A 14,504-nucleotide genomic window follows, 5' to 3' on the forward strand; every position below is an offset into this window, starting at 1 on the left:
AGGCCGGCAACCATAGCGCGACCCAACGGCCGGCGGCAGGGGGCCGCCGGTTGCAAGGGGGCGATCTCAACCACCATGGTGACGATTTGACGAAGAATTTCAGCGTTGATCCGCCTTAACCGCTTGCTAATCTGCGGCGCCGGGGCCGCGATCACCCCTTAGTGAGACAGAAATGCCAATGCAGGCCCTCTTTATCGGACAGACCTACATCGACGTGACGTTCATTACCGACCACATGCCGACGGGAGACGAGAAGCACGTCGCCTCCGACTACGCGGTCTCGTTCGGCGGCAATGCAGTCACTGCGGCATTTTGCTGCGCCAAACTCGGCATCGTGCCGGACCTCATCGCCACGATCGCGAATGACTGGCTGGGGCGGATGTTCCAGGACATGACCGCGAAATACGGCATCTCCGTACATCCACGGAAAGTGAACGCCTCCTCGCTGTCCTTCATCATGCCCAAGGACGGCAAGCGCGCCATCGTGCGCTGCCGCGATGACGCCCACATCCATCCGTTCCCGCTGCTCAATCTCGGCAATTGCCGGGCGCTGCATGTCGACGGCCACCAGCCTGATGCGGCGCTGCACTATGCCAAGCTTTGTCGCGAGGCCGGCATCCTGACCTCGCTCGACGGCGGCGGCCTGCGCACCAATACGCATGAGCTGTTGGAATACATCGACGTCGCCATCGTCGCCGAGCGCCTGTGCGAACAGATGGACCTCACGCCGGAGAAGATGCTCGACTACCTCAAGGGCCGCGGCTGCCGCATCGGCGGCGTGACCCAGGGCGAGAAGGGCCTGCTGTGGTACGACGAGGTCGGCGCGGTGCATACGTTGCCCGCCTATCCGATCCCGCGCGAGCGCGTCATCGACACCAATGGCGCCGGCGACGTGTTCCACGGCGCTTATGTGTATTCGTATCTGGCCAATCCGGCGAAGGGCTGGAAGGAGCATTTCGAGTTTGCCCGCGCGGCCTCGACGTTCAAGATCCAGAAGCTCGGCAACGAGGCCGGCCTGCCGACGCTCGCCGACATCGAGCTGGTGAAGCAGGAATTCGAAGCCCGCGTCTAGCGGCTGTCGGGGAGAGAGCGGATGGGGCGGGTCGTCGTTGCCGGCAGCATCAACATGGATGTCGTGGCGACGGCTGAGCGTCATCCGCGCGTCGGCGAAACCGTCGCGGGCCAGTCGGTGATGTACTTCCCCGGCGGCAAGGGTGCCAACCAGGCGGTGTCAGCGGCCAAGCTCGGCGCGCCGACCGTGATGATCGGCCGGCTTGGCCGTGATGCGTTCGGCGAGCAGTTGCGGGCGTTTCTCGCCGATCAAGGCATTGATCTCGCGGCGGTGAGAGACTCGGCAAGCGCCTCGACGGGCACGGCGATCATCACGCTGGCGAATGCAGACAACATGATCGTGGTGATCCCCGGCGCCAATGCCGAGGTGAGCAGCGATGATGCGGCGCGGATCGCGTTGACGGCTGGCGACGTGGCGGTCAGCCAGTTCGAGATCCCGCAAGCGACCATCGCCGCGTTCTTCCAGCGCGCGAAGGCCGCCGGTGCGACGACGATCCTGAACCCTGCTCCTGCTTCCACCTTCGCTCAAGGACTGTTCGCGCTGGTCGACGTCCTCGTCCTCAACGAGACCGAACTGGGCTTCTTGTCCGGCGTCGAACTCGGCGACACGCCGACGCCGCAGCAAGTTGTCGAGACCGTCGGGAGGCTCCATCCGCGCGCGGACCAGACCATCTGCGTCACCCTCGGCGCCCGCGGCGCGATCGCCGTTCGTGGCGGCGACGCGAAGCTGGTCGAGGGCCGCATGGTGAAGGCCGTCGACACCACCGGCGCCGGCGACTGCTTCGTCGGCGCATTGGCGGCGCGGCTGTCGCAAGGCGCGGGGATCGCGGACGCGATCGCCTATGCCAATGTCGCCGCCTCGATCTCCGTGCAGCGGATGGGCGCCGGCCCGTCGATGCCGACGGCAGAGGAGGTGCGCGCGGCTCTCTAGGCGAGAGCGCTCTTCAGGTCGAAGCTCGGATCAGCCGCCTTGGCCGCGTCGATCGTGCCGCCCGCAGCCAACAGCTTGCGGCCGAACATGTGATCGCCGGCGCGATTGACGGACTCGATGCCGACCAGCCGGCCTTCCTTGTAGCAGAATGCGGAGAATGCCTTTTGCGCCGGGTCCCCGCGCAGCACGACCTGGTCATAGCCCGTGGTGAGCCCCGCGATCTGCAGCTTGTCATTGGCCTGGTCGCTCCAGAACCACGGCTGCCCGTCATACGGCTTGACGTCGCCGGTCAACCGCGCGGCGACGCAGCGGGCGTGATCGGTGGCGTTCTGCACCGACTCCAGCCGCAGCGTTCCGCCGAAGCGCGGGCTTTTGAACAGCGCGCAATCGCCGATCGCGGAGATGTGCGGATCGCTGGTGAGGAGATATTCGTCGACCACGATGCCCGAGGCAACCTGCAGGCCGGCCTCCGCCGCGAGCTCGACGTTGGGCAGCACGCCGACGCCGACCACCACGAGGTCCGCCGGGATGTGCCGGCCGTCGCTGAGGCTGACGCCCGTCACCTTGGTGCCGTCGGCCTCGATGCTGGTGGACTGCACACCCAGATGGATGCGCACGCCGGCCTCGGCATGCTGCTTCTGGAAGTAGTCGGAGATTTCCGCCGTGACGGCCCGCGCCATCACGCGCGCGCCAAGCTCGAGCACGTCGACCTCAAGGCCCTTGATGCGCGCGGTCGCCGCGAATTCGAGGCCGATGAAGCCGGCGCCGATCACGACGACACGCTTGGCATCGCCAAGCAAGCTTCTGAGCGCTTCACTGTCGTCGAGAATACGCAGATAGCGCACGGCGGGGAGATTGGCGTTGGGAATGTCGAGCAGCCGGTTGCGCGCGCCGGTGGCGAACACGAGGTGGCCGTAGTCGAGCGTTTTGCCGGAGGCGAGCAGCACCTTGCGCTGGTCGCGGTGGACCACGACGACGCGGTCGTAGACGAGGTCGATGGTCTGGTCCGCGTAGAACTTCTGCGGCCGGAACATCAGCGTCTCCGGACCGCCGGTGCCCTTGAGATACGCCTTCGACAGCGGCGGACGCTGATACGGCAGATGCGGCTCGTCGTTGATCAGATGGATGGGATCGGCAAAGCCTGCCTGACGCAGCGAGGTCGCGAGCTGGAAGCCCGCATGCCCCGCGCCCACGATCACCACCGGTCCCTTCGTCACAGCAACCTGCCCCATTCGATCCATATCCCGTGTTTGCAAGCCTTGCCTGCTGCGGGTTTACCTCCCGTCGCGCCAGCGGAACCGCCTTGTCGCAGACTTCCCCGGCATTGTCACCGGGCCGCTGTGCGCCTTAAATGCGGCAACGACGATACGAGGGAGGACTGAATGTCGGACGCAGCCGCGGAACCCGCTCGCCTGAGCATTGACGGCCCAATCGCCACGATCACGCTCGACCGCCCGGCGGCGTTCAACGCCATCAACCTCGCCATCGCCAAGCGCCTGGAGCGTCTCGCTGCGCAGGTCGAGGCCGATCCGAGCATCCGGGTGCTGGTGATCAAGGGCGAGGGCCGCGCCTTCTGCGCCGGCGGCGACCTGCAGACGATCGGCGCCGCGGCCGAGGCCGATACCATCACGCCCGTCGTGAGCGAGCTGCTGCATCACTACCACGCCTTCATCGCGAGCCTGCGGCGCATGCCCAAGATCGTGCTCGCGAGCGTGCACGGCTCCGCGGCCGGTGCAGGGATGTCGCTCGCCTTCGCCGCCGACCTCTGCATCGCCGCGGAGGAGGCGCGCTTCACGCCCGCCTATGCCAAGCTTGGCGTCTCGCCCGATGGCGGCGGCACGGTCGGCGTCGTCGCCACCGCGGGCGTCCGGCGCGCGCTGCAGATCTTCCTGGCCGAGGACAGCTTTACGGCCGCGCAAGCCTATGAGTGGGGCTTGGTCGCAAAAGTCGTCCCCGTCTCCGAACTCACTGCCGCCACGGATGCGCTCGCGCAGCGGCTGGCGCAGAATACAGCGGCGGGAATCGCGGCGACCAAGGCGCTGATCCACCGGGCGCCGACCAGCTCGGTCGAGGACCAACTCGCCGCCGAGCGCGACGCGATCGTCAACTGCATGCATACCGATGAATTCCGCGCCGCCGTGAAGCGGTTCACCAGCAAGGGAAAGTAGGACTGCGCTCAACTTTTCCCTTTCCTGCGCATGAAATCGAAATCGCAGCCGTCATCGGCCTGCAGGATCGTTTCATGAAACAGATGCGCATAGCCGCGCTCGGCCCAGTCAGGCGTCGCCGCGGGCTTCAGCTCAGCGCGTCGCCGCTGAAGTTCTGCGTCGTCGACCAGCAGATCAATGCTGCGCTCGGCGACATCGAGCCGGATCATGTCGCCGGTCCGCACCAGCGCCAGCGGCCCGCCGACGGCGGACTCGGGCGTGATGTGCAGCACGATGGTGCCGAACGCCGTGCCGCTCATCCGCGCATCGGAAATGCGCACCATATCTTTGGTGCCGCCCCGCGCGAGCTTTTTCGGAATCGGCAGATAACCCGCCTCCGGCATCCCCGGCGCGCCTTTGGGTCCCGCGTTCCGCAGCACCAGCACATCTTCGGCCGAGACGTCGAGCTCGGGATCGTCGACTCGCAACGTCATGTCCTCGACCGACTCGAACACCACCGCGCGGCCGGTGTGCTGCAGCAGCTTTGCGCTCGCCGCGGAATGCTTGATGACCGCGCCACGCGGCGCGAGGTTGCCGCGCAGCACCGCAAGGCCACCTTCCGGCTTGATTGCATCGGCGCGCGAGCGGATGACGTCCTGGCCAGGCACGTCCTCGGCGGCAGCAACGATCTCGCGCAGCGACTGGCCGGTGATCGAGCGGCAGTCGAGATCGATGAGATCGCCGAGCTGCTTCATCAGCTTTGGCACGCCGCCAGCGTGGTGGAAGTGCTCCATGTAGTGATCGCCGGACGGCTTGAGATCGACCAGCACCGGCACCTCGCGGCCGATGTGGTCGAAAGCGTCGAGATCAATCTTGTGCGGCGTCCGGCCGGCGATCGCGGTGAGATGCACGAGACCGTTGGTCGAACCTCCGATTGCCTGCAGCACCACCTGCGCGTTCTTGAACGCGGCCGGCGTCAACAGCTCGCTGGGCTTCGGCCCCTTCGCCTTGGCCATCTCGGCTGCAACCCGGCCGCTGGCCTCGGCCGAGCGGAACCGCTCGGCATGCGGCGCCGGAATCGTTGCGCTCATCGGCAAGGACAGGCCGAGCGCCTCGGTGATGCAGGCCATGGTCGAGGCCGTGCCCATCACCATGCAGGTGCCGACCGAGGGCGCGAGCCGGCCGTTGACCGCCTCGATCTCGCTGTCGTCCATCTCGCCGGCGCGATACTTCGCCCACAAGCGCCGGCAATCGGTGCAGGCGCCGAGCACCTCGCCCTTGTGATGCCCGACGACCATCGGCCCCACAGGAATGACAACGGTCGGCAGATCGGCCGACACCGCGGCCATGATCTGCGCCGGCAAGGTCTTGTCGCAACCGCCGATGACGACCACTGCATCCATCGGCTGGGCGCGGATCATCTCCTCGGTTTCCATCGCCATCAGGTTGCGCAGATACATCGAGGTCGGATGCGCAAAGCTTTCGGCGATCGAGATGGTCGGAAACACGAAGGGCATCGCGCCGGACAGCATGACGCCGCGCTTCACCGCTTCCACGATCTGCGGCACGTTGCCGTGGCAGGGATTGTAGTCGCTGTAGGTGTTGGTGATGCCGACGATCGGACGATCCAGCGCGTCATCGGAATAGCCGGCCGCCTTGATGAAGGCCTTGCGCAGGAACAGCGAGAATCCGGCATCGCCGTAAGCGGTCAATCCCTTGCGCAAGCCATCGGTCATGGTCTTCTCTTTCTTTGTCTACGTCATTCCGGGGCGCGCGAAGCGCGAACCCGGAATCCAGAAGTTAGTTTGCACTCTCACATCGAGATTTCGGGTTCGCGTCCTGCGGACGCGCCCCGGAATGACAATGTCGTATCAACCCCAGTCGATGATCCGGCTGGTGTCGCCGTCGAACTCCGTGGTGCAGAACGCGCCGCCCTGGAAATAGTCCCCGATCGGATCGGCGGGCAGCTTGGCCTGCTCGGCCATGGCGTGCTCGCGGAAATCCTCGGCGCGGCCGGTCGGGCGATAGCCGAGATCATAGGCGCGCTGGTTGTCCCACCAGGCGCGCTCGTTGAGCGACGCGCCGTACAGCACTTCGAAATGGATGTCCGGATGTTCGAGGCCGATGCGGCAGAGCTGGACGAGATCCTCCGGCTTCAGCCAGATCGACAGGCGGCGCTTGTCGAGCGGCCTCTCGCCGAAATTGCCGATGCGAAGGCAGGTCACCTTCAGCCCATGCTTGTCGGCATAGAGCGAGCCCACGGCCTCACCGAACACCTTGCTGACGCCGTAGCGGCCGTCGGGACGCGGCTGCACGTCATTGTCGATCTTGCGGTGGCGCGGATAGAAGCCGACCGCATGGTTCGACGAGGCGAACACCACGCGCTTCACACCCTTGCGGCGTGCCGCCTCGAACAAATTGTAGCCGCCGATGATGTTGGCCTGCAGGATATCGTTCCAGGGACCTTCGACCGAATAGCCGCCGAAATGGATGATGCCGTCGACGCCTTCGCACAGCGCCTCGACTTGAGCCAGGTCGGCAAGATCGGCCGCCTTGAAGGTCTCCTGGCTGGAGAGATCGGCCGGGGGTTTGAGGTCGCTGAGCAAAAGGTCCGGATAGATCGGCGGCAGCAGCTTCCGTAAAGACGTGCCGATTCCACCGCTCGCACCGGTCATCAAGATACGTGGCATTTCATCCCTCGTGTTGGGTCCGCAGGTTTGCGGTCGTGACCAGCCGATGATAGCAGAGATCGCCGGGGCACAATAACGGGACCAGCCAAATGTCCGACGGAAACGCTCACACGCAGGGCTGGCGCCCTGCCACCTTCTATCCCGATCCGGCAATCCAGGCGCTCGACCCGCGCTTCGAGAAGTACTGGCTCAAGCTCTCCGCCGTCGAACGGATCGCTACGGGGCTGCGCTGGGCCGAGGGACCGGTGTGGTTCGGCGACGGGCGCTATCTCTTGTGCAGCGACATTCCCAACCAGCGCATCCTCAAATGGGAAGAAGAGACCGGCGCGGTGTCGGTGTTCCGCAAGCCGTCCAATTTCGCCAATGGCAACACCAGGGATCGGCACGGCCGGCTCGTCACCTGCGAGCATGGCGGCCGCCGCGTGACGCGGACCGAATACGACGGCTCCATCACCGTGCTGATGGACTCGTTCGACGGCAAGCGGCTGAACTCGCCGAACGACGTCGTGGTCAAGTCCGACGGCTCGATCTGGTTCACCGATCCGACCTTCGGGCTGCTCGGCAATTACGAGGGCTACAAGGCCGAGCCGGAGATCGACACCCACGTGTACCGGATCGATGGCGCGACCGGCCAGGCGAGCATCGTCGCTGAGGGCGTGCTGGGGCCGAACGGGCTGTGCTTCTCGCCCGATGAATCCATCCTCTACATCGTCGAGTCCCGCGGGCAACCGACGCGCAAGATCCTGGCCTATGACGTCTCGGCCGACGGGACAAAGTTGGCCAACAAGCGTGTCCACATCGATGCCGGACCAGGAACGCCGGACGGCATGCGCTGCGACGTCGACGGCAATCTCTGGTGCGGCTGGGGCATGGGCAGCCCTGAGCTCGACGGCGTCATGGTGTTCGCGCCCGACGGCGCGCCGATCGGACGCATCGCCCTGCCCGAGCGGTGCGCCAATGTCTGTTTCGGCGGCCTCAAGCGCAACCGCCTGTTCATGGCCGCCAGCCAGTCGATCTACGCGCTCTACGTGAATACGCAGGGCGCGCTGGGCGGGTGATGGATCGTAATTGCGAGGAGCGAAGCGACGAAGCAATCCAGAGTCCTTGCTCAGCCCTGGATTGCTTCGCAGCGCTCGCAATGACGGAGACCCATCAAGCCGCGTTGTAGCCCGCGACGGCCTTGACCTCGAGATACTCCTCGAGACCGAACCGGCCCCACTCGCGGCCGTTGCCGGACTGCTTGTAGCCGCCGAACGGCGCGGTGCGGTCGTTCGGGACGCCCTGCAAATTGACGTTGCCGGCGCGGATCTTGCGGCCGACCTCGCGGGCCTTCTCGATGGTCGGCGCGGTGACGTAGCCGGCGAGGCCATAGGGCGTGTCGTTGGCGATCTTGACCGCCTCGTCCTCGTCCTTGGCGCCGATGATCACCAGCACCGGCCCAAAAATCTCCTCGCGCGAGATCGTCATCTCGGGCTTGACGTCGGCAAAGATCGTCGGGCGCACGTAGAAGCCCTTGTTGACGCCCTCGGGCAGACCCGGACCGCCGGCGACGAGGGTCGCGCCCTCCTCGATGCCCTTGTTGATCAGCGCCTGGATCTTGTCCCACTGGCCGCGATTGACCACCGGGCCGATCGTGGTGCCCTCGCCGCGGGGATCGCCGGCCTTGGTCTTGTCGGCGACGCCCTTGGCGATCGCAGCCACTTCCTTCATCCGCGCAGCCGGCACGATCATGCGCGACGGCGCGTTGCAGGACTGGCCCGAATTGTTGAACATGTGCATGACGCCGCCGATGACCGCCTTGTTCAGGTCGGAGCCCTCCAGGATCACGTTCGGCGACTTGCCGCCGAGCTCCTGGCTGACGCGCTTCACGGTCGGCGCGGCGCGCTTGGCGACGTCGATGCCGGCGCGGGTCGAGCCGGTGAACGAGATCATGTCGATGTCCGGATGCTCGCTCATCGCAGCGCCGACCTCCGGCCCCAGGCCGTTGATCAGGTTGAACACGCCCTTCGGCACGCCGGCTTCATGCAGGATCTCGGCGAAGATCAGCGCCGAGGTCGGAGTGAACTCCGACGGCTTGAGGATCATGGTGCAGCCGGCGGCGAGCGCGGGCGCGACCTTGCAGGCGATCTGGTTGAGCGGCCAATTCCACGGCGTGATCATGCCGACGACGCCGACCGGCTCGCGCACCACCACGGAGGACGGCAGCGTCTCCTCGAACTCGTACTTCTTCAGCACGTCGAGCGTCGACATCAGGTGGCCGAGGCCGGCGCCGGCCTGCAGCTTCTCGGCCATCGGCAGCGGCGCGCCCATCTCGTCGGAGACGGCGGCGCCGATCTCCTTCATGCGGCCCTTGTAGATCGTGATGATCTTCTCGAGCAGCGCGACGCGCTCCTCGCGGCTGGTCTGCGAGAAGGTCTCGAAGGCGCGCTTGGCGGCGGCGACGGCCTTGTCGACATCGGCCTTGGAGCCCAGCGCAACCTCATACATCGCCTCTTCGGTCGCGGGATTGACGACCGGGGTGGACTTCTTGACGACCGGATCGACCCAGGCGCCGTCGATGTAGAATTGCAGGCGATTGACCATCGGAAAACCTCTTCAGGTGGAAGCATATGGGGAGCGGCTGCGCGCGGACCGGCATCCTGGCACGCGCGATCCGCGGGATGAACCCGCCACATGCGGGGACCGGGGTTGCGTCCCGCGGATATAGGAGCAAGGCCGCGACCGACGCAAGCCGACCGGCCTGCGTTTCGTCGCCGCTCCATTTTGCGCCGCAACAACCGCGGCTTCCCTCTTTCGCCTCCGAATGACCGTCATTCCGGATGGCAGAATTCCCACCTCAAAGATTCATTTCCAAGATGTGAACTGCTTCACATCGCGGCTCGATCGCGCTGGCTAGTCTCCTCGTCATAGACATGACGGCTTCTCGAAAGGACGCCGGACAGGATTTCAGAACCGATACTTTCGTCAGTTTGTATTGCGTAGCGTTTCATAACCTAGACATTTGATCCAAGTTGCGACGCCGTCTCCCTCATCCAGGTGAGGGAGGCGGCGTCCTCGTTTTTGGCCGCCTCACACCGCCATCTTGCGATGCCGGACCGGCGCGCCTGTCAGGCTCTCGGCGGCATCGATGATCGCGTTCGCATCCATGCCGTTGTGGCGATAGAGATCGTCGATCGTGCCGGTCTGGCCGAACTTCTCCACCCCCAGCGCCTCGACGCGATGGCCGCGCACCGAACCGAGCCAGCCGAGCGTCGCCGGATGGCCGTCGATGACGGTGACGATGCCGCAATCGCGCGGCAGCGGCGCGAGCAGCTGCTCGATGTGGCTGAGGTGCTGGGTGCCGCGGCGATGCCGGCGCAGGCTACGTGCCGCGGTCCAGCCGGCATGCAGCCGGTCGGCCGAGGTGATCGCGAGCAGGCCGACGTCGCGGCGGGATTCGCCGATCAGCCCGGTGGCCTCGATCGCCTCCGGCGCCACCGTCCCCGTATACGCAATGATCACCTCCGCGTTCGGCCCCGGCTTGCGCAGCCAATAGGCGCCGGCGGCGATGTCGGCTTCCATCTCCGGGGTCATGATGCGCTGCGGCTGGTCGACCGGGCGGGTCGACAGTCGCAGGTACACCGAACCGCCCTCGCCCGGCGCGGCCTGCATGTGGGCAAAGCCCCACTTCATGATCGCCGCGAGCTCGTCGACGAAGGCGGGCTCGAACGACGACAGCCCGTCCTGCGCCATGCCGATCAGCGGCGTCGCGATCGACTGGTGCGCGCCGCCCTCCGGCGCGAGCGTGACGCCCGACGGTGTCGCGACCACCATGAAACGGGCATCCTGATAGCAGGCGTAGTTCAGCGCATCGAGGCCGCGCTCGATGAAGGGATCGTACAAGGTCACGATCGGCAGCAGCCGCGCGCCGTTGATGGAATGCGACAGGCCGAGCGCCGAGGCCATGATGAACAGGTTCATCTCGGCGATGCCGAGCTCGATGTGCTGGCCCTTCGGCGACGCCGCCCAGTTGAAGGTCGAGGGGATCTTCTCGCTGCGGAACAGATCGGCCTTCTCGGCATGCGCGAACAGGCCGCGGCGGTTGACCCAGGCGCCGAGATTGGTCGAGACGGTCACGTCCGGCGACGAGGTCACGATGCGTGAGGCCATCGCGGTGTCGCTGCGCGCGAGATCGTTGAGGATCAGGCCAAAGCCCTGCTGCGTCGACATCTGCGACGCCGCAGTGAAGGTCAGCCGCTCCGGCACGTCGAAGACGGCATCGTCGAGCCGGCGGCCGTCGCGATTGAACGGCACGGATTTGAGGAATGCCTCCAAGGTCGCCGAGTCCTGCGTCAGGCCCTCGAACTTGTCCCACTCATGGCCCGGGCGGATGTTCTGCTGCGCACGCCAGGTCTCCATCTGCGCGACCGTCATCAGGCCGGCATGGTTGTCCTTGTGGCCCTGGAACGGCAGGCCGACGCCCTTGATGGTGTAGGCGATGAAGCAGACCGGGCGGTCGTGATCGATGGACTCGAACGCCTCCAGCATGCTGGCCATGTCGTGGCCGCCGAGATTGGACATCAGCGCCAGCAGCTCGTCGTCGCTGCGCTTGTCGAGCAGCCGCGTCACGTCGCCCTGGTCGCCGATCTCGTCCTGGATGTGCTTGCGGAAGGCAGCCCCACCCTGGAAGCACAGTGCCGCGTACAGCGCATTGGGGCAGTTGTCGATCCAGCGGCGCAGTGCCTCGCCGCCGGGCTCGGCGAAGGCTTCGCGCATCAGCCGGCCGTATTTCACGATCACCACGTCCCACCCGAAATTGCGGAACATGGTCTCGAACTTCTCCCAGAGACCCTCGCGCACCACGGCATCGAGGCTCTGGCGGTTGTAGTCGACGATCCACCAGGTATTGCGCAGGCCGTGCTTCCAGCCCTCCGCCAAGGCCTCGAAGATGTTGCCCTCGTCCATTTCGGCGTCGCCGACCAGCGCGATCATGCGGCCCTCGCGGCGGTCCTTCATCCAGCCATGCGCCTTGACGTAGTCCTGCACAAGCGAGGAGAACAGCGTCTGCGCCACACCGAGGCCGACCGAGCCGGTCGAGAAATCGACGTCATCGACATCCTTGGTGCGCGACGGATAGGACTGCGCGCCCTTGAAGCCGCGGAAATTCTCCAGCTTCTCCTTCGTCTGGCGGCCGAACAGATATTGGATGGCGTGGAAGACGGGACTCGCGTGCGGCTTGACCGCGACGCGGTCCTCGGGGCGCAGCACCGAGAAGTACAATGCCGACATGATGGTCGCGAGCGACGCCGAGGACGCCTGGTGGCCGCCGACCTTCAGGCCGTCGATGTTCGGCCGGATGTGGTTGGCGTGGTGGATGGTCCAGGACGACAGCCACAGCGCCTTGCGGGTCAGCGCGTTCAGGATGGCGAGACGGTCTGACGGTGCGGATGCTGTCGATGCGGATGGCGTCAATGCAGATGGCTTGGCCATGGCGCGCTGCTCCCAGGGGCGTTCGGTGGATTCGTTGACTCTAATCCTGCTGAGGCGACCATAATTCTCAAATTTTCGCGCACGGCGGGTCATTATTGGGATATTTTCCCATCACAACGATCTTTTTCGGTGCCATATCCCAATGCCCGACCTCGACACCATCGACCGCAAGATCCTCGGCCACCTCCAGGCCGACGGCCGCATCACCATGCAGGAGCTCGCCGACAAGGTCGGCCTGTCGGTGTCGCCCTGCCACCGCCGCGTCAAGCTGCTGGAAGAGCGTGGCGTCATCACCCGCTATCTCGCCACCGTCGACCAGAAGGCGCTCGGGCTGCACGTCTCGGTCTTCATCTCGATCAAGCTGGCGCGGCAGAAGGAGGAGGATCTCAAGCGCTTCGAAAAGGCGATCTCGGCGTGGCCGGAAGTGCTGGAGTGCTATCTGATGACCGGCAACCGTGACTACATGCTGCGCGTAGTGGCGGCCGATCTGTCGTCGTACGAGGCCTTCCTGAAGACCAAGCTGACGCGGCTCGACGGCATCGCCTCGATCGAGTCGAGCTTTGCGCTGAGCCAGGTGAAGTACTCGATCGCATTGCCGGTGTGAGCCAGGCCGCCGCCCCACCCACCACCGTCGTCCCGGACAAGCGTGCTCCGGCAACGCGCAGCGTTGTCCGGCAGCACGCGCCGATCCGGGACCCATACGCCGCGGCGGTTGCGATGCGCGAAAAAGCCAATTGCCATCCCGCCACAAACTTCTCCCTGGGGGTATGGGTCCCGGATCGGCGCCCGACAACGCTGCGCGTTGCCGGGCTTGTCCGGGACGACAGCGGAGCTGGCTGAGGCGCCTGGACTCCCTCGAGCGATGTGTCGTGCCCCGCATAAAGGTATGCGCGCATGTGCTCATCTCTCTCCTCCGTCATTCCGGGGCGCGCGGAGCGCGAGCCCGGAATCCATAACCACGATCGGGAGTATGGATTCCGGGCCCGCGCCGCTGCGCGTCGCGTCCCGGAATGACGACCTTTGTCGTGTCGACGGAATTGCCACAAGCATCTGAAGCGCCACACGAGCGCAGGATTCACCCGCATCATCACCACATGCGTTCGCCGTCCCGCGACGCCCTTCGCCCGGGTCATGCTGATCTCATCGCCCTTTTGTCAGTGAAGGGCGCAGGGAAGGCCGGGCGCTGGCCGCGCCCGTGGCCCGCCTGCGGAAAAAATGCAGGCGGTGGGTACCACAGGTCTGGCCGAGAACGCCCGGCCCTCCCTGCGCGATGGTTTGAACGGCTGCTTCGCATTCTCCCCGGTGCGCCGGGCTTTCTGGCCACCGTATCGCGACAATGCGCTTACGCGCATTGCGCTGGACACCAGCATCGGGGTGTCAGGACCGTGCGACTTGACCGTGCGTGCATCCTTGTTCGTCGGCGCGAATGATCACGCTGCAACGACACACGCCCACCGCATTCCGCTGCCGACGTCCGTGACGACCGCGATACGTCCCCTCCGACGCAACGGAACGATCAAATCATAATGCTGCTTTTACGAAGTCGACAAGCGGTTTATTTTTGCAGCCAGGGCTGGACAGGTTTTGCAGCGGGCAACTGATTTGCCCGACGAGCAGTCACATCGTCACATCTCCCGACAGTCAGCCTCGGCGATCGCTGTTCCGAATGAAGACGCCGGCTGACGTTCCCATGATCCAGTGTGCGGCGCCGCCCTCGACGCCTCTCCTCATGGTGAGGAGCGCCGCGCCAAGCAAGTCAATGCGAACTACGAGCGTCCCTCGCGGCGCGTCTCGAACCATGAGGCCCCAGCGAGGCCTCGCCCTTCGAGACGACCGCCTTGAGGCGGTCTCCTCAGGGGGAGGAGTGGCGGTCATGACGTGCGATAGAGCGAGATGCCCCCATCAGCGCACTCCGAATGAGGGTCAAGATCGAACTCGATCGGGCCCAAGATCTGTCACGGCCGAGGCCGTCATTGATCCAGATCAAACGCCTCGCAAAAACCTCTCCAGATCCCGATCAAATCCTTGATGTTCCTCGGTTTGATCCAGATCAAACGGCCGCAACCCAACCGCAGCATGGCCCAGGGACGTCCATATTGGCCGTCAAAAAGCGCCACATCTCGCCGTCAGATTCTGCAGCACAGCATGCGCTGAGACACGAACTGACAGGAATTGTCGGACTAACAAGTCCAGCTC

The 14,504-nt window shown here is 65.3% G+C and carries 10 protein-coding genes; 5 read left to right on the forward strand and 5 right to left on the reverse strand.

Translation table 11 applies throughout. From position 1 onward, the window contains the following. The first annotated feature begins 178 nt into the window (after positions 1–178). The gene (locus tag ACQR1Y_RS04475; protein WP_434862079.1) at positions 179–1,072 is read left to right on the forward strand and encodes a sugar kinase; all 894 of its coding nucleotides are present in this window, start codon (positions 179–181) and stop codon (positions 1,070–1,072) included. Between the two features lie 21 nt (positions 1,073–1,093). Beyond that, complete coding sequence (locus ACQR1Y_RS04480) at positions 1,094–2,002, forward strand: ribokinase (RefSeq protein ID WP_434875264.1); 909 nt, start codon at positions 1,094–1,096, stop codon at positions 2,000–2,002. Here ACQR1Y_RS04480 and ACQR1Y_RS04485 read toward each other — a convergent pair. Continuing rightward, the gene (locus ACQR1Y_RS04485) at positions 1,999–3,234 is read right to left on the reverse strand and encodes an NAD(P)/FAD-dependent oxidoreductase (protein ID WP_434875263.1); all 1,236 of its coding nucleotides are present in this window, start codon (positions 3,232–3,234) and stop codon (positions 1,999–2,001) included. The two genes, ACQR1Y_RS04480 and ACQR1Y_RS04485, sit on opposite strands and share 4 nt — an antisense overlap. Before the next feature lie 150 nt (positions 3,235–3,384). On the opposite strand from ACQR1Y_RS04485, the gene ACQR1Y_RS04490 reads away from it, so the two are divergent. Then, entirely contained in the window at positions 3,385–4,170 is a 786-nt protein-coding gene (locus tag ACQR1Y_RS04490; protein ID WP_434875262.1) for an enoyl-CoA hydratase/isomerase family protein, read from the forward strand. An 8-nt stretch (positions 4,171–4,178) separates the two neighbouring features. On the opposite strand, the gene ACQR1Y_RS04495 is transcribed toward ACQR1Y_RS04490, so the two are convergent. Continuing rightward, on the reverse strand, positions 4,179–5,885 hold the full coding sequence (locus ACQR1Y_RS04495; RefSeq protein WP_434875261.1) for an IlvD/Edd family dehydratase: 1,707 nt from the start codon (positions 5,883–5,885) through the stop codon (positions 4,179–4,181). Between the two features lie 135 nt (positions 5,886–6,020). Then, a complete protein-coding gene (locus ACQR1Y_RS04500) occupies positions 6,021–6,839 on the reverse strand; it encodes an NAD-dependent epimerase/dehydratase family protein (RefSeq protein ID WP_434875260.1) in 819 nt (272 codons plus the stop codon). Between the two features lie 89 nt (positions 6,840–6,928). On the opposite strand from ACQR1Y_RS04500, the gene ACQR1Y_RS04505 reads away from it, so the two are divergent. Further along, on the forward strand, positions 6,929–7,897 hold the full coding sequence (locus ACQR1Y_RS04505; protein WP_434875259.1) for an SMP-30/gluconolactonase/LRE family protein: 969 nt from the start codon (positions 6,929–6,931) through the stop codon (positions 7,895–7,897). A gap of 94 nt (positions 7,898–7,991) precedes the next feature. On the opposite strand, the gene ACQR1Y_RS04510 is transcribed toward ACQR1Y_RS04505, so the two are convergent. Then, complete coding sequence (locus ACQR1Y_RS04510) at positions 7,992–9,422, reverse strand: aldehyde dehydrogenase family protein (RefSeq protein ID WP_434875258.1); 1,431 nt, start codon at positions 9,420–9,422, stop codon at positions 7,992–7,994. A gap of 486 nt (positions 9,423–9,908) precedes the next feature. Beyond that, positions 9,909–12,308 carry a transketolase gene (locus ACQR1Y_RS04515; RefSeq protein ID WP_434875257.1) on the reverse strand — a complete coding sequence of 800 codons (2,400 nt, stop codon included), beginning with the start codon at positions 12,306–12,308 and terminating at the stop codon, positions 9,909–9,911. A gap of 142 nt (positions 12,309–12,450) precedes the next feature. Between ACQR1Y_RS04515 and ACQR1Y_RS04520 the strand changes: the two genes are divergently transcribed. After that, entirely contained in the window at positions 12,451–12,912 is a 462-nt protein-coding gene (locus ACQR1Y_RS04520) for an Lrp/AsnC family transcriptional regulator (protein ID WP_434875256.1), read from the forward strand. Positions 12,913–14,504: the final 1,592 nt, after the last annotated feature.

Source organism: Bradyrhizobium sp. HKCCYLRH3099 (genome assembly GCF_051167855.1).
GTDB lineage: Bacteria > Pseudomonadota > Alphaproteobacteria > Rhizobiales > Xanthobacteraceae > Bradyrhizobium.